This window comes from Hymenobacter lapidiphilus, from assembly GCF_013377885.1.
GTDB lineage: Bacteria > Bacteroidota > Bacteroidia > Cytophagales > Hymenobacteraceae > Hymenobacter > Hymenobacter lapidiphilus.
Window position 1 is genome coordinate 128977 of record NZ_JABKAU010000009.1, and the last position, 21132, is coordinate 150108.

The following is a 21132-nucleotide window of genomic DNA, read 5'->3' on the forward strand; positions in this document are numbered from 1 at the left end:
GGCTACTTCACTACCTCACTTATTCATCACGCTGTTCTGGCGGTTGATGGATTCGAGGTGCACGGCATCGAAATACTTGCGGATGAAGTCGGCCGTGAGGCCCAGCTGGTCGCCTTTGCGGATGCCGCGCTCCAGGATTTCGTTCCAGCGGCTGGTTTGCAGAATGGTGATGTCGTTTTCCTTTTTATAGCGGCCGATGCTTTCGGCCACCTGCATCCGCTGGCCCAGCAGGTGCAGAATTTCATCGTCGAGCTGGTTGATTTGCTCGCGCAGCCTGGCTAGTACTGTCAGGAATTCCTGCTGGTCGGTGGTTTCCTGGCGCCATATCAGGCCGTCGAGCAACTCGGCCAGGCGCTGCGGGGTTACCTGCTGCTTGGCGTCAGACCAGGCATTATCGGGGTCGATGTGCGATTCGAGCATCAGGCCGTCGAAGCCCAGATCGATGGACTGCTGGGCCACGGCGGCCAGGCCGGTGCGGTTGCCGCAGATGTGGCTGGGGTCGCAGATGAGCGGCAAATCGGGCAGGCGGCGCTTCATTTCGATGGGCAGATGCCACATGGGCGCGTTGCGGTACTCGGTGTTGCCGTAGCTGGCGAAGCCCCGATGAATCAGGCCAATATCCTGCACCCCGGCCTTAGCCAGGCGCTCCACCGCTCCCAACCACAGCTCCAAATCGGGGTGAACCGGGTTTTTGATGAACACCGGCACCTTCACGCCGCGCAGCGCATCGGCCAGCGCCTGCACCGAAAAAGGGTTTACCGTGGTGCGCGCCCCAATCCAGAGCACATCTACGTCAAAGGCCAGCGCATCCTCTACGTGCTTGGGCGTGGCTACCTCCACGGTAGTTGGCAGGCCCGTGAGCTGCCGGGCCTTTTGCAGCCACGGCAGCCCTTTGGTACCTATGCCCTCGAACATGCCCGGCTTGGTACGCGGCTTCCAGATGCCCGCCCGCAACATATCGACCCGGCCGGTTGCGGCCAGTTGCGTGCAGGTAGTCAGCAGCTGTTCTTCGGTTTCGGCCGAGCACGGCCCGGAAATAATCAGCGGCTTTTTACCGGGAAAATTGGTGGTAGCAGCCGTTTGGGCTTCAGTATGGGGCATGAGTTCGGGGAATGAGTGTGTTGGTTATTTGAGAGATGGGACGGGGGCTCAGCATGACGGCGCTTCCCCCCCTATCTCCTCATTTTAGAATTTTCCTGATCCGGTTGGCCTGCTCGATTTGCTCATAGAGGCCGGCGTCGTTGCCGTCGGCCAGCAGGTCGCGCAGGTGCTGAAGCTGGCGCAGGTGCTCGTCTACTACATCCAGCACGTTGTCGCGGTTTTGGCGGAAGATGGGCACCCACATAGCGGGCGAGCTTTTAGCCAGCCGCACCGTCGATTCGAAGCCGCCGCTGGCCAGGGCAAATATCTGCTGTTCGCTTTGCTCTTTCTGCAGCACCGTAAGTGCCAAAGCAAACGAGCTGATATGCGAGATATGCGATACGTACGCAGCGTGCAGGTCGTGGGCGGCGGCCGACATATACGTCAGTTGCATGGCCAACCGCCCGAATACGGCCTCCACCCGCGCCAGCGCATCGGGCGCACTGGCGGCCGCGTCGCACACCACCAGCGTTTTACCCTCGAACAGCTTCGGCACCGCGGCTTCGGGTCCCGAGTGCTCGGTGCCTGCCATGGGGTGCACCGCCACAAAGCGGGCCCGGTTGGCGTGGTCGGCTACCTGGCGCAGTAGTAGCTCCTTGGTCGAGCCCACATCAATAATTACCTGCCGGTCGGTGGCCGCGTCGAGCACCTGGGGCAGCACCGTGAGCATGGCATCCATGGGCACCGCCACCACCACCAGATCGGCCCGGTTTACAGCTTCGGCCAAGTCATGGGCCGGCTCATTAATCAGCCCCAGCGCCAGGGCCTGCGCCAGGTTGTGCGGGTTGTGGTCGAGGCCGATAATATGGTGGGCCAACCCGGTTTCGCGCAGGCCAAGGGCCAGCGAGCCGCCAATCAACCCAATTCCGATGATACTGACAACCATACTTTTACTATGTAGAATGCGTAGAGTAAGAAGGAATGATACTGGCGTTGTGTGCGCTGCTTACCAGCTCACGGCCTGCACCCGTTTAAGCGCTGCTTGCAGCACTTCGGGCGGCTGGCACAAACTCACGCGGATGTAGCCGTTGCCGTTGCTGCCGAAGATGCCGCCGGGCGTCAGGAATACGCGCGCTTGGTGCAGCAACGCGTCGCTTAGGGCGTAGCCGTCGGCGTATTCGGGCGGCACGGCCGCCCACACAAACAGGCCCACCTGGCCCGGTACGGGGTGGCAGCCGAGCTGCGCCAACAGCTCCAGCACCAGCTCGCGGCGGGCGGCATACCGGGTATTCAGCTCCTGCTGCCAGCTGTCATCAAGGCCCAAAGCAGCCACGGCAGCCAGCTGCACCGGCAGAAACATGCCCGAGTCGAGGTTGCTTTTAAAGCGGAGCACCTGCTGCAGCAAGTCGGCGCGGCCGGCCAGCAGCCCCACCCGCCAGCCCGCCAGGTTGTGCGACTTGCTGAGCGAGTTCAGCTCCAGCACCACCTCGCGGGCCCCGGCTACGGCCAGCAGGCTTTGCGCGGGCTGCTCGTTTAGGATGAAGCTGTAGGGGTTGTCGTGAACCAGCACAATATCATGGGCCTTGGCAAATGCCACCAGCCGCTCGAAAAAGCCCGGCGGCGGCGGGGTGCCAGTGGGCATGTGCGGGTAATTGACCCACATAACCTTCACCCGGCGCAAGTCCTGGCGGGCCAGCGCCTCCAGGTCGGGCAGCCAGTTGGTTTCGGCCGTCAGATCGTAGTCGCGGGGGGTAGCGCCGCTGAGCTGGGCGGCGGCGCGGTAGGCCGGGTAGCCGGGGTTGGGCAGCAGCACTTCGTCGCCGGCCTCCAAAAAGGTCATGCTTATGTGCATAATACCTTCCTTGGAGCCCAGCAAGGGCAGTATTTCGGTGGCCGGGTCGAGCGTTACATCATACTGGCGCTGGTACCAGCCGGCCATGGCCTGCCGCAGGGCGGGCACGCCCTGGTAGCTCTGGTAGGCGTGGGCGTCCGGCCGCTGGGCGGCGTCCGTCAGGGCCGCCACCACGTGCGGGTGGGGCGGCAAGTCGGGCGAGCCAATACCCAGGTTAATCACAGGTTCTCCTGACTGGTTGAGCGCGGCAATTTCGCGCAGCTTCTGCGAAAAGTAATATTCCTGGGTATGCTGCAGGCGGCTGGCAACTTGCATCTGGGTGGTATTTTAGCGGTTGGAAAGAACAGTGAATTGCTTTGAGCCCAGAGTCGGCTCAAAGCAGCTCCGGCACAACGATTTTTGGGTTAGCGACTACGGCATTCTGCGGCCGCGCCAATGCACTCAACGTAAGCGCGGCTCCCTCATGCATCCCAAGTTCCATAGCCCCCCGGCAGTAGGTGCCCAGCACTTGCAGGCTATCGGTGAGCGGGACTAGGGCCGCGAGAGTGGCCGCAAGCTGGGCCGGCTCGTCGAACTCAAGGTCGGCGTGGAAATAGTAGTGCCAGGTGCGGCCGGGCCGGGGGCACGACTGCAACTTCGAGAGATTCGCTCCCTGCGCCGCCACCGCCGTAAGCACCTGTGCAAGACCTCCGGACACATTTGGCGCTTCGAAATACAGGGAGGCTTTGTTGGGCCGGGGCTCGAAAGGCGCGGCGGCAGCACGATGCAGCACCAGGAAGCGGGTGTAGTTATGGGGCTCAGCCTGGATATCGGGCGCCAGGATGTCGAGCCCGAACAGCTCGGCGGCCAACTCGCCGGCTACTGCGGCCCGCCCTGGCCGGGGCCGCTCGCGCAGGTGGCGCGCACTCAGGGCCGTATCCTGGGTTTCGACGAGCTGCCAGTGCGGGTGGCGGCCCAGAAAATCGGCGCACTGCAGCAGGGCCATGGGATGCGAATGCACTTCGCGCACCTCGGCCAGCGTCTGGCCGGGCAGGCTCAGCAAGTGCTGGCGGATGGGCAGGTACACCTCGCCCGTAATGCGCAGCCCGGCCCGGCGCAGCAGCGCATAGTTGGGCAGAATACCACCGGCCAGCGAGTTTTCGATGGCCATCACCCCCGCCGCTACCGCCCCCTCGGCCACAGCCGCCACCAGCTGGCCGAAGGTGGCGCACGGCTGCACGGCTACCGCCGCCCCGAAATACCGGCGGGCCGCAATCTGGTGGAAACAGCCTTCGAAACCTTGAATAGCAACCATAAGGTGAGGTGGTAAAATGGGAAATCTGGTGTTTGAAACGCCTGACTACGGGCACAAAAAAAGCGCCTCCCGAGAGTGTCGGGAGGCGCTGAAAATTTCGGTGTGAAATACTACAGAACGGCCGCTCGACTGCTGGGGAGGCAGTAGAAATAAAAGCTGGAATAAAAGCGAGCGACAGACGGAAGCATGGGGGCAACAAGGCGTTTTAGTGGTGGCAAGGTGGGGCAGCAAACTGATAATTCCAAATTAAGAGCTTAAAAAAATCCTAACGAACGGTAGTCAATCAGAAGCGTGGCACTACCAAACTGGTCGGCAATGGCCACGTCGGTCCAACTACCCTGTTTCATCATACGGCCTTGGAGCCAATGCCTTTGGGCTGAGCCTGGCCGAAGCCCGCGTACAGCAGCGCGGCTGGCTACTAGTCTGGCACGGTTTTACCATACGGTCCTGCTTAATACCCTCTCAGCTTAATACCCTCTCAGACCTTTCTTTCCAATACTTTCCGCTCATGACTACTACTCAGTTATTCGCTCGCCTCGCTGCCGCTACGTTACTTGTTTCTGGCTTGACTACTGCCTCCGAAGCGCAGGTGCGCCGCGTTCCGGTTCGGCCCGCGCCCACCTATTCCTCCTCATCGTCGGCCACCGATGGCGTAAAGTTCGGCATCCGGGCCGGCGTAAACGTGGCCGACCTTTCGGGCGATGCTGTGGATACGTTCAAGGACTTTGCCGCGCTGGGCAACGGGGCCCTCACCCAGGAGATGAAACCCGGCTTTTACGCCGGGCTGTATGCCACGCTGCCGCTGGGGCCGCGCTTCGCCATCGAGCCCGGTCTGGGATACTCCGAGAAGGGGGTTAGGCTGAACGGCCGTATTCCGTTCGAGCAGTTCAACTTCCTCAACGCCAAACTCGACGGTACCGCCCGCCTGGCGTACCTCGATATTCCAGTGCTGGCCAAGGCCTACATCACCGATGGCCTCTACGTGTATGCGGGCCCGCAGGCTTCGCTGCTGCTCTCAGGCAAAGCCCGGGTAGAGGCCAGCGCCTTTGGGTTTACGGCTTACCAGAACGATTTTGATATAAAGGACCGGCTCCAGACGCTGGATTTCGCCGTAGTGGGCGGCCTTGGCTACCAGTTTCAGAACGGCTTGGGCCTGAGCGCCGGCTATGACTACGGCCTGGTTTCCCTCGACAAAAACAACAACTTCGATATTCAGAACCGCGTCATTAAGGCCTCGCTGAACTACTCTTTTTAAGGCAGGACTTAGGCTGTAGCACGAAGCGCCAGCTTCGCGTACCGTTGCTGAGGTATAAACGACTTCATTCGGCAAGACGCGAAAATAGCGCTTCACGCTACATACCTACGACCTCTTTTGCGTGAGGTCCACCACAATTAAAAACCGAAGGCGGCCCGGCGGCATGGGTGACACAGGAGCTGCAACTCACTGCGCCTGCCGTCTGTGAGTGAGGTGGACCGCCTTCGGGAATGGGGGCCGGAGTTGATGGGGCCGGCATTGGGAGGCTTGCAGGCGGCAACTAGGCTATCTGCTGTAAGCAGGAGCACCAGCAGGCTCCGTTAAGTTGCAAGCTAACGGCCCGAACCCGCATTTATTTCAATGATTACCGCAAGCCGGGGGGGGGGCTTTGGGGTCGACTGCCGCGCCGGTGGTTTTCAATTTCCGCCCCCGGCGAAGGTTGAAAACTGCCGGCGCGGCCTGGGTTTTAACGGGTACCCACTACCGGAGCCGGCTGCAAGCCCTGGGCCAGGCGCACGAGGCGCACGAGCTCGGCACGGTAGCCTTCGGGGTCGAAGCGGCGGGCGCCGTCGGCGAGGCGGGCGGTGGCCTCGTAGGTGGCAGTGCCGCGGTGCTCGCTCTGGCGCAGCAGCATGCCAAACTGGGCCACGGCGGCGGCAAAGCGCAGGTTTTCGCTGGCATCGGCCAACGGTCGGGCCACGCCCGTAAGCGGCAGCGCCAGCAGGCGGCTCGTGGTGCCACGCGGCTCCTTGTAGCGCAGCTTCACCGTCAGCAGTTCGGCCGAGGCCAGCGCCGGAGTTGTGGCCGGGGCAGGCTGGTACTTCAGCGCATCAACGGTAGCCGGCGCGCCCACAGGCACGATTTCGTAGAGGGCCGTAACGGTGTGGCCCGAGCCCAGCTCGCCGGCGTCTTTGCGGTCGTTGTTGAAGTCTTCGGGGTCCAGCAGGCGGTTTTCGTAGCCTACTAGGCGATACTCGCGCACCCGGGCGGGATTGAATTCCACCTGCAGCTTCACATCCTGGGCCAGCGTGAACAGGGTGCCGCCGAACTGACTTACGAGCACCCGACGGGCCTCGTCGAGGTTGTCGAGGTAGGCGTAGTTGCCGTTACCCTTGTCGGCCAGCAGCTCCATTTTCTGGTCCTGGTAGTTGCCACGGCCCACGCCCAGCGCCGTCAGGAACACGCCCGACTCGCGCTGCTGCACAATGAGGCGTTCCATGGCGCCGTCGCTCTGCTCGCCCACGTTGAAGTCGCCGTCGGTGCAGATGATGACGCGGTTGTTACCCTGGGCATTGAAGCTCTGGCGGGCCACATCGTAGGCCAAGCGCAGGCCCGCGCCGCCGGCCGTCGAGCCGCCCGCACTCAGGTTGTCGATGGCCCGCAGAATGGTGGCTTTTTCGGAGCCGGCGGTGGGTGGCAGCACAGTGCCGGCAGCCCCGGCGTACACCACCAGCGCCACTTTGTCCTGGGGGCGCAGCTGCTGCACCAGCAGCTTCAGGCCCTGTTGCACCAATCCCAGCCGGTCGGAGCCGTCCATCGAGCCCGACACATCGACCAGGAACACGAGGTTGGCGGGCGGGAGCTTATCGGTGGCCACGCGGCGGGCCTGCAACGCCACCTGCACCAGTTGGTGCTGCGGGTTCCAGGGGCACTGGGCCTGCTCGGTGATAACGCGGAAGGGCTCGGCGGCCGTGGCGGCAGGTTGGGGGTAGTCGTACTGGAAGTAATTGAGCATTTCCTCGACCCGCACGGCCTCGGGCGGCGGCAGCTGGCCCTGCTGCAGAAAGCGGCGCACGTTGCTGTAGCTTGCTGCATCCACATCGATGCTGAACGTACTGAGCGGCTCCTTCTGGGCCGAGCGGAAGCCGTTTTCGGCCACACTAGCGTAGGTGTCGCCCGCGCCGGGCTCGGGCTGTGGGAAGTAGGGCGCGGCAGATACCGAGCCGTAGGACTGGTCGGCGGTATTGCGGCCTCTTTTGACCTTAGCCGCGCCCCGGATGCTGACACCTGACACCCGGCCCTGCAGGCCGTAACCTGTTACCACAACTTCGCTGAGGGCTTTCGAATCAGTGGACAACCCCACATCCACCACCTGCTGGCCTGTGAGCTTCACTTCTTTCGGCACGAAGCCAATCGAGCTAAATACCAGCACTTTGGCGGACTGTGGCACTTCAATTTGATAAGTGCCATTGGCCTGGGTGCTGACGCCAATGGAGGTGCCTTTGACTAGCACTGTGACGCCGGGCAGGCCCTGGCCGGTGGCGCGGTCGGTTACGCGGCCGGTAACAGGGTAGGTGGCCGGAGCCACGGCGGCGGCCGGTACCGGCCTGGTTTGGGCCGCAGTGGGGCCGGCGGGCAGCAGCCCGGCCGCCAGCGCGAGATAGAGGAAACGATGCATCAGCAGAAAGAATAGAAGGTGGAACCATCATGAACCGGCCGGGTTCTGGGTAGCTGATGCGCGGCCGGCGTGAATTCCACACGGAATTTTAAAAAAGCTGAAACCCACCTGTCATCCTGAGCGAAGCGAAGGACCTGGTAAGAAGCCAGTCAATGATGTTAGCTTCTTACCAGGTCCTTCGCTTCGCTCGGGATGACAGGCGGGCAGTTCGCCTCTTCCGCTAACTGCTAACTGCTTTCAGTTTCCGACTCCCCTCAAGCGCAGTACCTTTACCGTACCTATGTCCTCACTGCTCACCGATTCGCTCAACTTCCTCTCCAAAGCTACCCCCCGCCGCATTTGGAACGGGGCCCAGGTGGTGGGCGGCTACCTCCTGAGCAAGGCTACCGGCAAGGCCCGGCACTGGGGACTACCGGTAGCGCTCAGCTTCGAGCCTACCACCAGCTGCAACCTGCGCTGCCCCGAGTGCCCCAGCGGCCTGCGCTCCTTCACGCGCCCCACCGGCATGCTGCCCGACGAGCTGTTTCGCAAAACCATCGACGAGGTGGCCTCGCGGCTTTGGTACCTGATTTTCTACTTCCAGGGCGAGCCGTATCTGCACCCCAACTTCCTCGATCTGGTAAAGTATGCGGCCGGCAAGGGCATCTATACGGCCACCAGCACCAACGCCCACTACCTCAACGACCACAACGCCCGCCGCACCGTCGAGTCGGGCCTCGACCGGCTCATCATCTCGCTCGACGGCACCACCCAGGAGGTGTACCAGCAGTACCGCGTAGGCGGCAAGATTGATAAAGTACTGGAGGGTACTCGCAACGTGGTGAAATGGCGCAAAGAGTTGAAGTCGAGCACACCGCGCATCGTATTCCAGTTTCTGGTGGTGCGGCCCAACGAGCACCAGCTCGACGAAGCCCGGACGCTGGCCCGCGAGCTGGGCGTAGATGACGTGTGGTTTAAAACGGCCCAGATTTACGACCACCACAACGGCTCGCCCCTCATCCCGACCATCGACTACTACTCGCGCTACGAAAACCAGGGCGACGGCACCTGGAACCTCAAAAACAAGCTGCTCAACCATTGCTGGAAGATGTGGCACTCGTGCGTGATAACCTGGGACGGCCTCGTGGTACCCTGCTGCTTTGATAAGGACGCCGAATACCGCCTCGGCGACCTCCAGACTCAGACGTTCCGCCAACTCTGGCACGGCCCCAAGTACCGGCAGTTCCGCGCCTCGCTGCTCAAAGGCCGCGACCAGATTGAGATGTGCCGTAACTGCTCGGAGGGCACGAAAGTGTGGGGCTAGGAAATAAGTATAGTTTTTGCTCCCGGTAGCCCGGCAGTGGTTTTCCTTTTGCCTTGGCTTTTAGAATTTTTTCATGTTTGGAGTAACAGATTTTCAACGAGCCTTTGAGCTTATTTCGGATAAGCTGGCACGCTGGGCGCAAGCGGTGCTGCTGCTGCTGCCCAACCTGCTCATCGCCATCCTTATCCTGACGGTTACTTACTTCGTAGCCAAAGTGATCCACCGCGTTGTTGAGCGGCTGCTGACCCGGGTTTCGCCCAGCATTACACTCAACCAGCTCATTGCCACCATTGTGCATGTGGCCGTGCTGCTCATTGGCCTGTTCTTCACGCTCGAAGTACTGCAGCTCGACAAAACGGTCACCTCGCTGCTGGCCGGTGTTGGTATCATTGGTCTGGCGTTGGGCTTTGCCTTCCAGGATATTGCGGCCAACTTTATCAGCGGCATTCTCATTGCCGTGCAGCGGCCCTTCACGGTGGGCGACGTCATTCAGACCGAAACGTATTTTGGTACTATTGAGCGCATCAACTTACGTACCCTCGACCTGCGCCAGGTAACGGGCGAACTGGTGCGCGTGCCTAACCGCAAGGTGTTTGAAAGCTCGGTTATCAACTTCACTGAAACCACGCAGCGCCGGGTCGATGTGCCCTGCGGCGTCAGCTACGACACCAATCTGGAGCAGGTGCGGGCCGTGGTGCTGGAGTGCATGCGCGACTTTCCGGGCATGCTCACACAACGGCCGCTGGAGGTTATGTTCACTGAGTTTGGTGAAAGCTCCATCAACTTTACTCTGCGCTTCTGGATTCCTTACCGCCGCCAGACCGATTACGTGAGTGCCAAAAGCGAGGCCATGATACGCATCAAGCGCGCCTTCGACAAGGCAGATATTTCCATTCCGTTTCCCATCCGCACCCTCGACATCTCGCCCGAGCTACTCGATAAGCTTAGCCGGGGGCTGGCCCGCACCCCCGAACCAGAGCAACCACAGCAACCACAGCAGCAGGAACTACCCGAGTAAGAACCCCTTAAAACCGTCATTCCGACATTCTGCCCGATGAGCGGAATGTCGGAATGACGGTTGAGATTAACCAGGTGCCGGGGCTTCTACTTGTGGTTCTTGTCGAGGTTTTTACCCAGGTCTTCCACCGTTTTCAGGAACTCATCAACGTTCGTGTCGCCGTAGGTGCCATAGGCAGTGGCGATGGTGCCTTTCACGCCATCGGTAGTTTCGATGGCGTACAGAATCGACATATCGTCGGGGTTGCTTTCGCCCTCGAAGCGGTAGAAATCCACGATGGTTACTTCTTCGGGCATGTAGCCGCGCGCGCGGTTATCGTCGCTCAGGGGGTAAAGCTTGCCATCGGTTACCCGGAAGTCGGCCGTGAAGCCGTCGGCGTTCAGCTTGCTTTCCACATTCACGAGGCTACGTTCTTTTTCGTTGTCTTGCATGACCAGGGGATTAGGTGTCGGGGAGCGTACAGGAAAGGAATAGCGAGGGCGGCTAATACTGCTGCCCCCGTACCAGGCTATACGTAGCCGGTACGGGGGCAGGTTATATCAAAACGTCGAAAAGCAGGCCTGACCTTAGCCAGCCGCTTTCTGCCGTTGTTGGGCCAGGTCGATTGTGCGCTGAATCTGGTCCACATCAAAGCCCGAACAGGCGCTGCCGCAGCCCTTGGCGCAGCCGCTCTGGCGCTTATCGAAAGCCCGCCAGAAGATGCGCCCTACGTAAAATGCCGCCCCCGCAAAGAGCAGCGCGATGATAAGATATTGTAGCCACATGGTGGTTGATGCTTAATAGTTGGTTAAGGAACGTCGTGCTGCCCAGAACGTTGTAGGGGCGGGGTTTAGCTGCGCCCGCCGTTCGTACCGTTTCAACGACTCTCGTTCAACGGCGGGCGGGGGCAAGCCCCGCCCCTACAACGTTCTGAGCAGCAGTAGAACAGTTCTTTACTAACCCTTAACTCCTACACTCTGTTCCCGCCACACCTCGCCAATCAGTTCCCGCATCTCGCCGTGCACTAGTCCGTTGCTGGCCAGTATCTCGCGGCCGGATAGCGGGTCGCCATCCGCTAGGAATTCGGTAACGCGGCCGCCGGCCTCGCGCACCAGCAGGATGCCTGCGGCTACGTCGTAGGAGTTAAGGTTGAACTCGAAGAAGCCCTCGAAGCGCCCGGCGGCTACGTAGGCCAGATCGGCGGCGGCCGAGCCCACGCGCCGCACGCCGTGCGAGCCGCGCATGAACGCGCCGAGCACTTTCAGGTAGTCGTCCATCAGGCCGAAATCGGTGTAGGGAAAGCCGGTGGCAATGAGCGAGGAGTTGAGGTCGGGCACGTCGGAAACGTGGATGGGTAGCTCGTTGCAGAACGCCCCGCCACCCTTAGCCGCCCGGAAACACTCGTCGCGCACTACCTCGTACACCACGCCGGCTACCAGCTCCTGCCCCCGAACCAGGCCCACACTCACGCAGTACACCGGCAGGCCGTGCACGAAGTTGGTGGTGCCATCGAGCGGGTCGATAATCCAGTTGAACTCCTCGGCCCGCTCGGCGCCTTCAGTGCCTTCTTCGGTGATGAAGCCGGCCTCGGGCAGCACCTCGCGCAGGCCCGCTACCAGGAGTTTCTCCGTCTCTTTATCCACATACGAAACCAGGTCGTGGACACCCTTGCTCTCGATGTGGCTGCGGTTGAACGTAGCCGACTCCTGGCGAATAAACTGCCCTGCATAGCGCGTTACCGCCGCAAGCTGAAAGCTGATTTGATTGTAATCCATTGCGTTTAATGCGTATTGCTTTGTTGATAGTGCTTACTGGCACGTCATGCTTCATCTGGCGGCCGCTTGTCGAAGCATGACGTTTTTTGTACTCGTTACGCTACCCCAACTGTCTGCCGGCGCCCCACCACGGCCGCCACCACGGTAGCAATCAGCAGCAGCACCGCTAGTACCTGGCAGCTGATACCGATTAGTTCGCCGTGGCGGACGTAGAAGGTTAGCTCGGTATTGAGGTGCACGGTGCCGCGCAACGCGGCCTGCACCCACCAGCCCGACTGCTGCGTGATTTCGCCCTTTTGGTTAATAAAGCCCGAAATGCCGGTGTTGGCCGAGCGGGCCACGTCGCGGCGGGTTTCGATGGCCCGGAGCGTGGCGTACTGCATGTGCTGCTTGTGCCCCGGCGAATCACTCCACCAGCCGTCGTTGGTAATAATGCCGATAAGTGTGGCCCCTTCAGTCACGTAATCGGCCACAAAGTCGCCGTACACCGATTCGTAGCAGATGACGGGTGCCACCCGCAATGCCGGGGCGGCGGCGGCCTCAAACACGCTGCGCTCGGGCTGCGAGCCCAGCCCGCCCGCCGAGCCGCCCAAATCAATCACGAACATCGACAGCCAGGGCGGCACGCCTTCCACGCCCGGCACGAGGCGGCTTTTGTGGTAGAACGCGGCCGGGTCGGTGGCGCGGCCCAGGTGCAGGGCCGCATTGAACAGGTCGTAGTAGCCCAAGTCGTCGCGGAAGCGGGCCGTAGCGCTGGCCTTGGCCTTGTTGGGGCCGTACTGGCCCACGGTAGTCAGGCCGGTTACCAGGTCGAGGCCCGGGTGCGTGGTCAGCCATTGCCGCAGCTGCCCGATGCGGGGGTAAGTTTCGATATTGCTCTCGAAGTAGGTTTCGTCGAGGCTGGTTTCGGGCCAGAGCACGAGCCGGGTTTGCGGAGTCATCTGCTGCTCGGTTAGGGCCATCATCCGCGCCATCTGCTGGTCGTAGGACACAAAATTGGGCGAGCCCTCGAACTTCTCCAGAAACGGGTCGAGGTTGGGCTGTACGACCACCACCTCGGCTGCCGGACCCTTCTCCTGGTAGTTGCTACCGATGTACTTCGACAGCAATATGGGGAGCAGGACCGCCAGAAAGGGCAGCAGAACCAGGCGTTGACGCTGCACCCGAGCCAGGGCCGGGCCAGCGGACCGCCAGCGGCTCAAGAAGTGGAATACCAGCAGATTCACTGCCCAAATCCAGAGCGAGCCGCCCAGGAATCCGGTGTACTCATACCACTGTACCAGGTAGTTGGCCGAGGCGAAACCGTTGCCGAGCGTGAGCCAGGGCCAGGTAAGAAACCAGTGCAGGTGCAGCTGCTCGAAGGCAATCCAATAGATGGGCAGCGAGAGGTAGCCCAGCTGGGGGCCGAACCGTTTTTTGGTGTGGTAGAAGGCTACCAGCGCTACACTCATCATCAGGGCATTGCACACAACGGCCGCAATGCCGCCACCCAAGGTGCTGAAGCTCACCCAGTAGGTGGTAAACAGGTTCCAGAGTACCAGCGTGAGGTAGCCGTAACGCCAGACTTTCCAGCCGCTGGCACCCTGGTCGCTCAGGCGCTGCTCCAGCAGTAGGTAGGGCACCCAGGCCACCAGCAGCAGCAAAGCCAGCGGGGCGGGGTTCACCGGCCAGCCAGCCCACAGCAATCCGGCGCTCAATAGCGCCAGCAGGCTCGGTAGCCAGTAGGCCAGGCCTTTGGCGGGGGCGACCGTAGTGGGCTCGGGCAGCGTGGTATTATTCGGCATCGTCGTCGTCAGTCTAGTCTTCGTCGTCGTACTTTTTGTAGCGGTCGGCTTTGGCGGGCCGCTCGTACGGGCGGCCCTGCACCACCAGCACAATTTCGCCTTTGATGGACGGGCGGGCGGCGAAGTTCTCGGCCAGCTCGGCCAGCGGGGCCGTCACGGTTTCCTCGAACAGCTTGGTCAGCTCTCGGCTTACCGAGGCTAGGCGCTCGGGTCCCAGCACTTCGGCCAGCTGCTCCAGCGTCTTCACAATCCGGTGCGGCGACTCGTAGAAAATCATGGTTCGGGTTTCCGGCACCAGTTCCTGCAAACGGGTCTGGCGGCCCTTTTTCACCGGCAGAAACCCCTCGAACGTGAACCGCTCGGCCCCGAAGCCCGACTTGAGTAGCGCCGGCACTAGGGCCGTAGCCCCCGGCAGACACTCCACCTTGAAGCCACGGGCCAGGCACTCGCGCACCAGTAGGAAACCGGGGTCGGAGATGCCCGGCGTGCCGGCGTCGGACACCAGGGCCATGGTTTCGCCCTTGGCCAGCCGCTCCAGCAGCCGCGGCACCTGTTGGTGCTCGTTGTGTAGGTGGTAGCTGAGCAGAGGCTTTTTCAGTTCCAGATGCTGTAGCAGCCGCCCGCTGGTGCGGGTATCCTCGGCCAGCACCAGATCAACTTCACCCAGTATCCGGATGGCCCGCAGGGTGATATCCTCCAGGTTACCGATGGGCGTGGGCACGAGGTAGAGCAGCGTAGGCGTAGGTTCCGACATAGCTGCAAAGGTATCGGTTACTTAGAGCTTCGTGGTTAGTGATAGAGCGTAGTGCTGGAACATCATTCAGAGCGCAGCGAAGAATCTCGCTTGCGGATGTTGGAATAGTAACCCAAAGACTGCACTCGGACTGCACGCGAGATTCTTCGCTGCGCTCTGAATGACGTTCCAGCACTACGCTCTGACCACTAACCACCAAGCTCTAAACGGCCTCCTCCCCGCCATACTCGGCGGCAAGTGTATCGATGGCGGCAGCCAGCTTCCGGTCTTTGTCGGTGATGGTATTGCCCGCATCGTGGGTGCGCAGGCGGAAGCTGACGGTGTTGTACTCGTTGCTCCACCAAGGGTGATGGTTCTGAAATTCGGCCTCCTCGGCCACGTCGCTCATGAAGCTGAAGGCCACTTTAAAGTCCTTAAAACGGAAGGTGTTGCAGAAGGCATTGTCTTGTTCGGTCCACATGGCAGGTTGGGGGTTTGGAAGGAAGAAGAGTGGCGCGAGGCAGGCCCAAAGCTAAACCCAAACCCGCAAACCACAGTACACTTTACCAAACGCCCGCCTATCCACCTCAACCCAAAACAACTATGGCTACCGATTCCAACAACCGCCCCGTGCGCGTCATCAACGACGACACTTCCGACCAGGAAATGAAGGCCGGCCACATTGTGCCTGGTGCCGATCCGCCCAAGAACGAGGACGCCCGCGGCGGCTTTGGCAACCGCGACGGCAAGCAGGGCTTCGGCACCGACAGCTCCGACGGCGTTACGGCCGTGTCGATGAACCAGAACGAGGACAAGACCGCCCCGCCGCACGACAACATGCGCACCACCGAGGAGGGCCGCCCCGACCGCCCCAACCAGGACATGCCCGCCGAGCGCCACCTCACCCAGCAGCCCCGCCGCCCCGTGGATGAGCTCGACGGCGACGATGCCCGCAAAGGTCCCGACGAGATGGAAGACCCCGATTCGCGCGTGGGCATGGGCCAGATGGAAGCCAACCCGCCCTCCAACGCCAGGCTCGCCAGCGAAGGCAGCAACGCCGACCTCACCGACCCTGAGGCCGAAGACACAGCCATCGACCAGTAATTCTGTCAGCCACTCGCTGATAGTTGAATGAGAAAAGCTAGCAGTTTCAGCTGATAGTCAACCACTCACCCTTAATCCTTTATATTATGTCTGATAAAAGCAACCAACAGTCGCCGGAACATAGCGGCGACCCAGCGGGCCAGGGCCAACGGAAAGCCGACCCCAACAGCAAGCCCTTGGCCACTGGCGACGGCCAGAAGGACCTCGCCGATGAGTATACCGAAGATGGGCTGGATGAAATTCCGCCTCACCTCGTCAACAACCCCAACCGCAACTACGACAAGCCCGATATCGACAAACCGCCTTATAGCTAAGCTGTCGGGAATTATTAGAAACCCGAACGAGCATTCAGGCAACTAAGTGCTCGTTCGGGTTTCAACCAGGTTGCTGTTCGGTACAAGCCGATGCGCATCCTCTAGCAAGCATATCAGCAGTTCAGCATAACAGCTCCCAGCCAAAAGCTCAAAAACATGGCCCGCTACGCCCTTACCGATATGCACGGCTGCCTGCTGACGTTGCGCGCGCTACTGGCGCGGCTGCCGCTGCGCCCCGCCGACGAGTTGTACTTTCTGGGCGATTATGTGAATAAAGGCCCCGACAGCCGCGGCGTGCTCGACTACCTGATGGCGCTGCCCGGTCAAGGATACCAAGTAGCCTGCCTGCGCGGCAACCACGACCAGGAGCTGCTCGATGCCGCCGAGGGCCACACCGAACAGGCCTGGCTCGGCACCACCGAACGTGCCCTGACGCTGCGCAGCTTCGGCATTACCAACCCGCAGGAGCTGCCCCTGCCCTACCTGCGCTGGCTCCGCGACTTACCTTATCAGCTTGATATTGCCGGCTGGACGCTGGTGCACGCAGGCTACGACTTCCGCCTGAGCGCTGCCGATATGCGCCGCGACTGGCCCGCCATGCTCAATACCAAAGCCTTTGTGTTTGATGCATCCCGCCTGCAGGGCCGCCGGCTGGTACACGGCCACGTACCCACGCCCCACGCCGAACTGCAGCGCCGCCTGGCCCACACTCCGGGAGCCGTTTGCCTCGATACCGGCTGCGTGTACCGCCACAACGCTGAGCTTGGCCACTTGGCCGCTTTCAACCTCGACACCCACGAGCTGACGTTGCAGCCCAACATCGAGCCTGATTACCCGATTGCGAAACGGTGAGAGAACGGTAAAACCTCTGTCATTCTGCGAGCTATGCAGGATAACAGAAGTTTTTTTAGCTTTTGTAAGCTCAGCGCAGCTTACTCCTTCAGCGCATCGGAGCGCAGCACGCGGCGGGCGGCAGGCTGGTAGGGGTTGCGCGGGTCGTTGGACACGGCGCGCAGGGTGTTGCGGGCGGCCGTGGTTTGCTGGTTGCGCCAGTAAGCCATGCCCAGATGGTAGCGGGCCCTGCCGGCCAGCGGCGAACTAGCCTGCGTGGCCACCCGCCTTAGAAACGGCTGAGCGGCCTGAATCTGCTCCGGGTCGTCCTGGCTCAGCAGGAAGATGCCGTTGTAGTAGGTGAGTGTATCCTGGCCGATGGCGTTGGTGGGAATGCGTTGCAGCGCCTGCAGGGCCTGCGGGTACTGCCCCTCGCGGTACAGGCGCATGGCTTCAGCCAACAAAGGCCGTTGACCTTCCCGCACCACCGAATCGGGCAGGGCAGTTTCGGGCTGGTAGTAGGTGTTCCAGCTGTTGGCAGCCGAAGGGGCAGCAGGCCGCCACAGCAGCCATAAGCCCAGCAACATCAGCAGTGCGCCACCCACCAGCACGCCCCAACGGCGCTGCTGCTCGCGCTGCCGCCGCCGCACCCGCGAAAGGGCCAGTTGGCGCTGGTCGAGGCGCTGGTCGAGGGCCAGCAGGCGCTGGTACAGGGTTTCGTGACCCGCTACCCAGCGCAGGTCGGCCGTGAGTTGCTCGTATTGCTGATACGCCTGGTAAAGGGCGGGGTCGGTTTCGAGCCGGGTTTCGAACGCCTCCTGCTCGGCGGCACTCAGCTGGCCGTCGGCAAAGCGTTCCAGCTCTTCCAGGTAGGGGCGCAGGTCGGGGGCAGGCAGGGGCATAAGGGCAGAAAATTGCAGCGGGCAGGTGAATTGGAGGCGGAGCGCGCCGGAGCTAAGCTACGCAGAAGCGCGGTGCAACTACACTAAACAGTGGCGCGCAGGCGCAGCTCATACAACTTGCGCAGACAGGCCGCTTTCTGCATTCGGGCCACGTTGGCGTTGGCGAAACCCATTTTGCCAGCCATTTTCTCGAAGTGGTAGCCCCGAAAATAAAAATACATCAGCATCTTCTGGCAGTCGAGACCCAGGGTACGGAACAGGGCCAGCAGGTGCTGGCGGCGCCCGTTTTCGTGGGCCGGTAGCCGGGCGGTGGTGCGGGCGGCGCGCACCTGCTCATCGGCCAGGCCATACACGTAGGCGCGCACATCGTCGGGCACCTTGGTCAGGCGGCCGTCGGCTACCTGGTCGTAGAACTCGACCAGCACGGTGCGCAGCAGCTCGTGGGCGGCGGGCGGCTCCAGCTGGTGCTGCCGCCGGGCCCAGCGCGCAAACAGCGTCCGGTTCTGCTCGTAAAACTGCACCAAAAACGACTGGTTGCCCACGCGAAGACTCGTCAGGACTTCGGCAAGTTGCTGGGGTGTATCCATAAGAAGGGCAAGATAACGGGAATGGCCGAATGAGTACCTCAACTGTTATTCTCTGCTTTACCTCAGTCACTCATTCACCGCTTCGCCTTACCTTTGAAGATATGGAAACTCAAGCCCGCATTCTCGCCCCCGATACCGCCGTTTTCGACCTCATCAAGCAGGAGAAAGCCCGGCAAACCCACGGAATTGAACTCATTGCCTCCGAGAACTACGTTTCGGAGCAAGTGATGCGGGCCCAGGGCTCCATCCTGACCAACAAGTACGCCGAGGGCCTGCCCGGCAAGCGCTACTACGGCGGCTGCGAAATAGTCGACCAGATTGAGCAGCTGGCCATTGACCGGGCCAAGGAGCTGTTTGGGGCCGAGTGGGTGAACGTGCAGCCGCACTCCGGCGCGCAGGCCAACGCCGCCGTGATGCTGGCCATCCTCAACCCCGGCGACAAAATTCTGGGCTTCGACCTCAGCCACGGCGGCCACCTTACGCACGGCTCGCCGGTTAACTTCTCGGGCAAGCTGTATCAGCCTTCGTTTTATGGGGTAGAGAAGGAAACCGGCCTCATCGACTTCCAGAAGGTAAAGGAAACCGCCCGCCGCGAAAAGCCCAAGCTCATCATCTGCGGGGCCTCGGCCTACTCGCGCGACTGGGACTACCAAGCCCTGCGCGAAGCCGCCGACGAGGTAGGCGCCCTGCTGCTGGCCGATATTTCGCACCCTTCGGGCCTCATTGCCAAGGGCTTGCTCAATAACCCGTTCCACCACTGCCACATCGTAACCACCACCACGCACAAAACCCTGCGCGGCCCCCGCGGCGGCCTGATTATGATGGGCCGGGACTTTGAAAACCCCTTCGGCCTGAAGACGCCCAAGGGCGAAACCCGCATGATGTCGGCGCTGCTCGACTCGGGCGTATTCCCCGGCACCCAGGGTGGCCCGCTGGAGCACGTTATCGGGGCCAAGGCCGTGGCATTTGGTGAGGCCCTCACCGACACCTATGCCGACTACACCCGCCAGGTAATTAGCAATGCCCAGGCGCTGGCTGGCGCGTTTATGGAGCGCGGCTACGAGCTGATTTCGGGCGGCACCGACAACCACCTGATGCTGATTGACCTGCGCAGCAAGGGCCTGACCGGCAAGCTGGCCGAAAACACGCTCGTGAAGGCCGACATCACCATCAACAAAAACATGGTGCCCTTCGACGATAAGTCGCCCTTCGTGACATCGGGTATGCGCATCGGCTCGGCGGCCGTTACCACCCGCGGCCTCACCGAGCCCGACATGGTGCGCATCGTAGAATTTATCGACGAGGCCCTGACCCACAACGCCGACGCTGCCCGCTTGGCCAAAGTGCGCGGCGAAATAAACGAATGGATGGAGCAGTACCCGCTCTTTGCCTAAAGATTACAGGCCAATAAGTCTGAAAGTACGTAAGTCGCGTATCTAGGGCTTGCCGAAACGGGAGGCCGGGCAGTGGCGGGAAAGCAACTTCCCGGCCCTGCCGGCTTTCTTTCTGGCCCCAACTTCCCAATCTATACTTCAACCTCACTAAGTGTCTGCAACTCAACCCGTGCTGGGCAGCCAGCAGGAAATGTCGTTCATCGACCACCTGGAGGCGCTGCGCTGGCACGTTATCCGGGCGGCTATTGCCGTGGTGGTGTTTGCCCTCGGGGCCTTCTTTTCCAAGGATTTCCTCTTTCACGAACTGATGTTGGGTCCCTCGCGGTCCGATTTCTGGACGTACCGCATGTCGTGCAAACTGGCAGCCTTTCTGGGCGCGCCGGGCCTATGCATCGATAAAATCGGGTTCGTCATCCAGAACCGCGAGATGAGCGGGCAGCTGACCATGCACATCAGCACGAGCTTTATCGTGGGTCTGGTGCTGGGCTTTCCGTACCTATTCTGGGAACTGTGGCGCTTTATCGAGCCGGGGCTGTACCCGCACGAGCGGCAGAACTCGCGTGGGGCGGTACTTTTTGTATCGTTGCTCTTTATGGCGGGCCTGCTGTTCGGCTACTACATTGCCGCCCCCATGAGCATCCAGTTTCTGGCCGGCTACGTGGTCGATGCCAGCATCGAGAACCAGATTGACATGCAGAGCTACCTGAGCACGCTCACGACCATGAGCCTGTCGTGTGCCTTTGTGTTCGAGCTGCCGATGATTGTGTTCTTCCTGGCCAAAGCAGGCCTGATTACGCCCGAAATCATGCGCGTATACCGCAAGCACGCCATCGTGGTAGTACTGGTTATTGCGGCCATCATCACGCCGCCCGAAGTCACCTCGCAAATCATCGTTACCATCCCCATTATCCTGCTCTACGAGCTGAGCATCAATATTGCCCGCGTAGTAACGCGCAACCGCACCGCCTCCCTCAACGCCCAGCTGGCCGAGAACCAGGGGGTAGCGGAGTAACCAGCCGCAAGCTTTCAGCTACAAGCCGCAAGCCCATTCAAAAAGCTTGTAGCCTGTAGCTTAAGGCTTGCAACTCGATAAGACATTACCCCATGAAACTAGCAATCGGCTCCGACCACGCGGGCTTCGACTACAAGCAGATGCTGCTGCAGTGGCTGCGCGACAACGGCTACGAGGTGCAGGATTTCGGCACCCATTCGGCCGACTCGGTGGACTACCCCGATTATGTACATCCGCTGGCTACGGCCGTAGAGAACGGGGAATTTGCGCTGGGTTTGCTGCTGTGCGGCTCGGCCAACGGCGTCTGCATCACGGCCAACAAGCACCAGGGCATCCGGGCGGCTATTGCCTGGGAGCCCGAGCTGGCCGCGCTGGCCCGGCAGCACAACAACGCCAACGTGCTGTGCATTCCGGCCCGTTTCGTGAGCGAAGAAGCCGCCCGCGCCATTACCAGCCAGTTCCTCAACACTGCCTTCGAAGGCGGCCGTCATCAGAACAGAGTGGATAAAATTGCGTG

The 21132-nt window shown here is 61.3% G+C and carries 22 protein-coding genes; 9 read left to right on the forward strand and 13 right to left on the reverse strand.

Features of this window, described 5'->3' with window-relative positions; translation table 11 throughout:
* Positions 1–15: 15 nt before the first annotated feature.
* The 4 genes from HW554_RS06945 to HW554_RS06960 all read right to left on the reverse strand — a co-directional run bounded on the left by HW554_RS06945 (position 16) and on the right by HW554_RS06960 (position 4226).
* A complete protein-coding gene (locus HW554_RS06945) occupies positions 16–1101 on the reverse strand; it encodes a chorismate mutase (RefSeq protein ID WP_176907863.1) in 1086 nt (361 codons plus the stop codon).
* A gap of 79 nt (positions 1102–1180) precedes the next feature.
* Positions 1181–2026, reverse strand: a complete 846-nt coding sequence (locus HW554_RS06950; RefSeq protein WP_176907864.1) for a prephenate dehydrogenase — start codon at positions 2024–2026, stop codon at positions 1181–1183.
* A gap of 60 nt (positions 2027–2086) precedes the next feature.
* Positions 2087–3247: a pyridoxal phosphate-dependent aminotransferase gene (locus HW554_RS06955; protein ID WP_176907865.1), complete on the reverse strand. Its 1161-nt coding sequence runs from the start codon at positions 3245–3247 to the stop codon at positions 2087–2089.
* A 58-nt stretch (positions 3248–3305) separates the two neighbouring features.
* Positions 3306–4226: a prephenate dehydratase gene (locus HW554_RS06960; RefSeq protein WP_176907866.1), complete on the reverse strand. Its 921-nt coding sequence runs from the start codon at positions 4224–4226 to the stop codon at positions 3306–3308.
* A gap of 565 nt (positions 4227–4791) precedes the next feature.
* Here HW554_RS06960 and HW554_RS06965 point away from each other — a divergent pair.
* Positions 4792–5481, forward strand: coding sequence for a porin family protein (locus HW554_RS06965; protein WP_246285136.1), 690 nt, complete (start codon positions 4792–4794; stop codon positions 5479–5481).
* Between the two features lie 466 nt (positions 5482–5947).
* Here the strand turns inward: HW554_RS06965 and HW554_RS06970 are convergent, their stop codons facing one another.
* Positions 5948–7879, reverse strand: a complete 1932-nt coding sequence (locus HW554_RS06970) for a vWA domain-containing protein (protein ID WP_176907868.1) — start codon at positions 7877–7879, stop codon at positions 5948–5950.
* A gap of 280 nt (positions 7880–8159) precedes the next feature.
* Between HW554_RS06970 and HW554_RS06975 the strand changes: the two genes are divergently transcribed.
* Both HW554_RS06975 and HW554_RS06980 read left to right on the forward strand, forming a co-directional pair.
* A complete protein-coding gene (locus HW554_RS06975; protein ID WP_176907869.1) occupies positions 8160–9182 on the forward strand; it encodes an SPASM domain-containing protein in 1023 nt (340 codons plus the stop codon).
* Positions 9183–9255: 73 nt separating this feature from the next.
* A complete protein-coding gene (locus HW554_RS06980; RefSeq protein WP_176907870.1) occupies positions 9256–10200 on the forward strand; it encodes a mechanosensitive ion channel family protein in 945 nt (314 codons plus the stop codon).
* An 86-nt stretch (positions 10201–10286) separates the two neighbouring features.
* Here the strand turns inward: HW554_RS06980 and HW554_RS06985 are convergent, their stop codons facing one another.
* From HW554_RS06985 to HW554_RS07010, 6 genes are all read right to left on the reverse strand, one after another.
* Positions 10287–10631 (reverse strand): hypothetical protein, encoded by a 345-nt coding sequence (locus HW554_RS06985; protein ID WP_176907871.1) that lies wholly within the window; start codon positions 10629–10631, stop codon positions 10287–10289.
* 135 nt (positions 10632–10766) lie between these two features.
* A complete protein-coding gene (locus HW554_RS06990; RefSeq protein ID WP_176900202.1) occupies positions 10767–10964 on the reverse strand; it encodes a FeoB-associated Cys-rich membrane protein in 198 nt (65 codons plus the stop codon).
* A 171-nt stretch (positions 10965–11135) separates the two neighbouring features.
* On the reverse strand, positions 11136–11954 hold the full coding sequence (locus HW554_RS06995; RefSeq protein WP_176907872.1) for an inositol monophosphatase family protein: 819 nt from the start codon (positions 11952–11954) through the stop codon (positions 11136–11138).
* 95 nt (positions 11955–12049) lie between these two features.
* Positions 12050–13738: an apolipoprotein N-acyltransferase gene (gene lnt, locus HW554_RS07000; protein WP_176907873.1), complete on the reverse strand. Its 1689-nt coding sequence runs from the start codon at positions 13736–13738 to the stop codon at positions 12050–12052.
* Positions 13739–13751: 13 nt separating this feature from the next.
* Positions 13752–14492: a 16S rRNA (cytidine(1402)-2'-O)-methyltransferase gene (rsmI, locus tag HW554_RS07005; RefSeq protein WP_176907874.1), complete on the reverse strand. Its 741-nt coding sequence runs from the start codon at positions 14490–14492 to the stop codon at positions 13752–13754.
* Positions 14493–14694: 202 nt separating this feature from the next.
* Positions 14695–14952, reverse strand: a complete 258-nt coding sequence (locus tag HW554_RS07010) for a 4a-hydroxytetrahydrobiopterin dehydratase (protein ID WP_176907875.1) — start codon at positions 14950–14952, stop codon at positions 14695–14697.
* 122 nt (positions 14953–15074) lie between these two features.
* On the opposite strand from HW554_RS07010, the gene HW554_RS07015 reads away from it, so the two are divergent.
* The 3 genes from HW554_RS07015 (at position 15075) to HW554_RS07025 (ending at position 16741) form a co-directional block, all read left to right on the forward strand.
* A complete protein-coding gene (locus HW554_RS07015; RefSeq protein WP_176907876.1) occupies positions 15075–15575 on the forward strand; it encodes a hypothetical protein in 501 nt (166 codons plus the stop codon).
* An 86-nt stretch (positions 15576–15661) separates the two neighbouring features.
* Positions 15662–15889: a hypothetical protein gene (locus HW554_RS07020; RefSeq protein WP_176907877.1), complete on the forward strand. Its 228-nt coding sequence runs from the start codon at positions 15662–15664 to the stop codon at positions 15887–15889.
* 156 nt (positions 15890–16045) lie between these two features.
* A complete protein-coding gene (locus HW554_RS07025) occupies positions 16046–16741 on the forward strand; it encodes a metallophosphoesterase (protein ID WP_176907878.1) in 696 nt (231 codons plus the stop codon).
* An 80-nt stretch (positions 16742–16821) separates the two neighbouring features.
* Here the strand turns inward: HW554_RS07025 and HW554_RS07030 are convergent, their stop codons facing one another.
* Together HW554_RS07030 and HW554_RS07035 are read right to left on the reverse strand one after the other, a co-directional pair.
* Entirely contained in the window at positions 16822–17622 is an 801-nt protein-coding gene (locus tag HW554_RS07030; protein ID WP_176907879.1) for a tetratricopeptide repeat protein, read from the reverse strand.
* Positions 17623–17705: 83 nt separating this feature from the next.
* Entirely contained in the window at positions 17706–18209 is a 504-nt protein-coding gene (locus HW554_RS07035) for a hypothetical protein (protein ID WP_176907880.1), read from the reverse strand.
* Between the two features lie 101 nt (positions 18210–18310).
* Here HW554_RS07035 and HW554_RS07040 point away from each other — a divergent pair, with 101 nt between their 5' ends.
* The 3 genes from HW554_RS07040 to rpiB all read left to right on the forward strand — a co-directional run.
* On the forward strand, positions 18311–19603 hold the full coding sequence (locus HW554_RS07040) for a serine hydroxymethyltransferase (RefSeq protein ID WP_176907881.1): 1293 nt from the start codon (positions 18311–18313) through the stop codon (positions 19601–19603).
* A 151-nt stretch (positions 19604–19754) separates the two neighbouring features.
* The gene (tatC, locus tag HW554_RS07045; protein WP_317170842.1) at positions 19755–20615 is read left to right on the forward strand and encodes a twin-arginine translocase subunit TatC; all 861 of its coding nucleotides are present in this window, start codon (positions 19755–19757) and stop codon (positions 20613–20615) included.
* 92 nt (positions 20616–20707) lie between these two features.
* The coding region (gene rpiB, locus HW554_RS07050; protein ID WP_176907882.1) for a ribose 5-phosphate isomerase B at positions 20708–21132 on the forward strand (425 nt) is incomplete at its 3' end.

Coding starts and splice junctions, on each gene's coding strand:
- HW554_RS06960 (WP_176907866.1), bottom strand. CDS start 4,226: ATGGTTGCTATTCAAGGTTTCGAAGGCTGTTTCCACCAGATTGCGGCC.
- HW554_RS07015 (WP_176907876.1), top strand. CDS start 15,075: ATGGCTACCGATTCCAACAACCGCCCCGTGCGCGTCATCAACGACGAC.
- rsmI (WP_176907874.1), bottom strand. CDS start 14,492: ATGTCGGAACCTACGCCTACGCTGCTCTACCTCGTGCCCACGCCCATC.
- HW554_RS06980 (WP_176907870.1), top strand. CDS start 9,256: ATGTTTGGAGTAACAGATTTTCAACGAGCCTTTGAGCTTATTTCGGAT.
- HW554_RS07035 (WP_176907880.1), bottom strand. CDS start 18,209: ATGGATACACCCCAGCAACTTGCCGAAGTCCTGACGAGTCTTCGCGTG.
- HW554_RS07030 (WP_176907879.1), bottom strand. CDS start 17,622: ATGCCCCTGCCTGCCCCCGACCTGCGCCCCTACCTGGAAGAGCTGGAA.
- HW554_RS07025 (WP_176907878.1), top strand. CDS start 16,046: ATGGCCCGCTACGCCCTTACCGATATGCACGGCTGCCTGCTGACGTTG.
- HW554_RS06995 (WP_176907872.1), bottom strand. CDS start 11,954: ATGGATTACAATCAAATCAGCTTTCAGCTTGCGGCGGTAACGCGCTAT.
- HW554_RS07020 (WP_176907877.1), top strand. CDS start 15,662: ATGTCTGATAAAAGCAACCAACAGTCGCCGGAACATAGCGGCGACCCA.
- HW554_RS06985 (WP_176907871.1), bottom strand. CDS start 10,631: ATGCAAGACAACGAAAAAGAACGTAGCCTCGTGAATGTGGAAAGCAAG.
- HW554_RS06990 (WP_176900202.1), bottom strand. CDS start 10,964: ATGTGGCTACAATATCTTATCATCGCGCTGCTCTTTGCGGGGGCGGCA.
- HW554_RS06950 (WP_176907864.1), bottom strand. CDS start 2,026: ATGGTTGTCAGTATCATCGGAATTGGGTTGATTGGCGGCTCGCTGGCC.
- lnt (WP_176907873.1), bottom strand. CDS start 13,738: ATGCCGAATAATACCACGCTGCCCGAGCCCACTACGGTCGCCCCCGCC.
- HW554_RS07010 (WP_176907875.1), bottom strand. CDS start 14,952: ATGTGGACCGAACAAGACAATGCCTTCTGCAACACCTTCCGTTTTAAG.
- HW554_RS06970 (WP_176907868.1), bottom strand. CDS start 7,879: ATGCATCGTTTCCTCTATCTCGCGCTGGCGGCCGGGCTGCTGCCCGCC.
- HW554_RS06975 (WP_176907869.1), top strand. CDS start 8,160: ATGTCCTCACTGCTCACCGATTCGCTCAACTTCCTCTCCAAAGCTACC.
- HW554_RS07040 (WP_176907881.1), top strand. CDS start 18,311: ATGGAAACTCAAGCCCGCATTCTCGCCCCCGATACCGCCGTTTTCGAC.
- HW554_RS06955 (WP_176907865.1), bottom strand. CDS start 3,247: ATGCAAGTTGCCAGCCGCCTGCAGCATACCCAGGAATATTACTTTTCG.
- HW554_RS06945 (WP_176907863.1), bottom strand. CDS start 1,101: ATGCCCCATACTGAAGCCCAAACGGCTGCTACCACCAATTTTCCCGGT.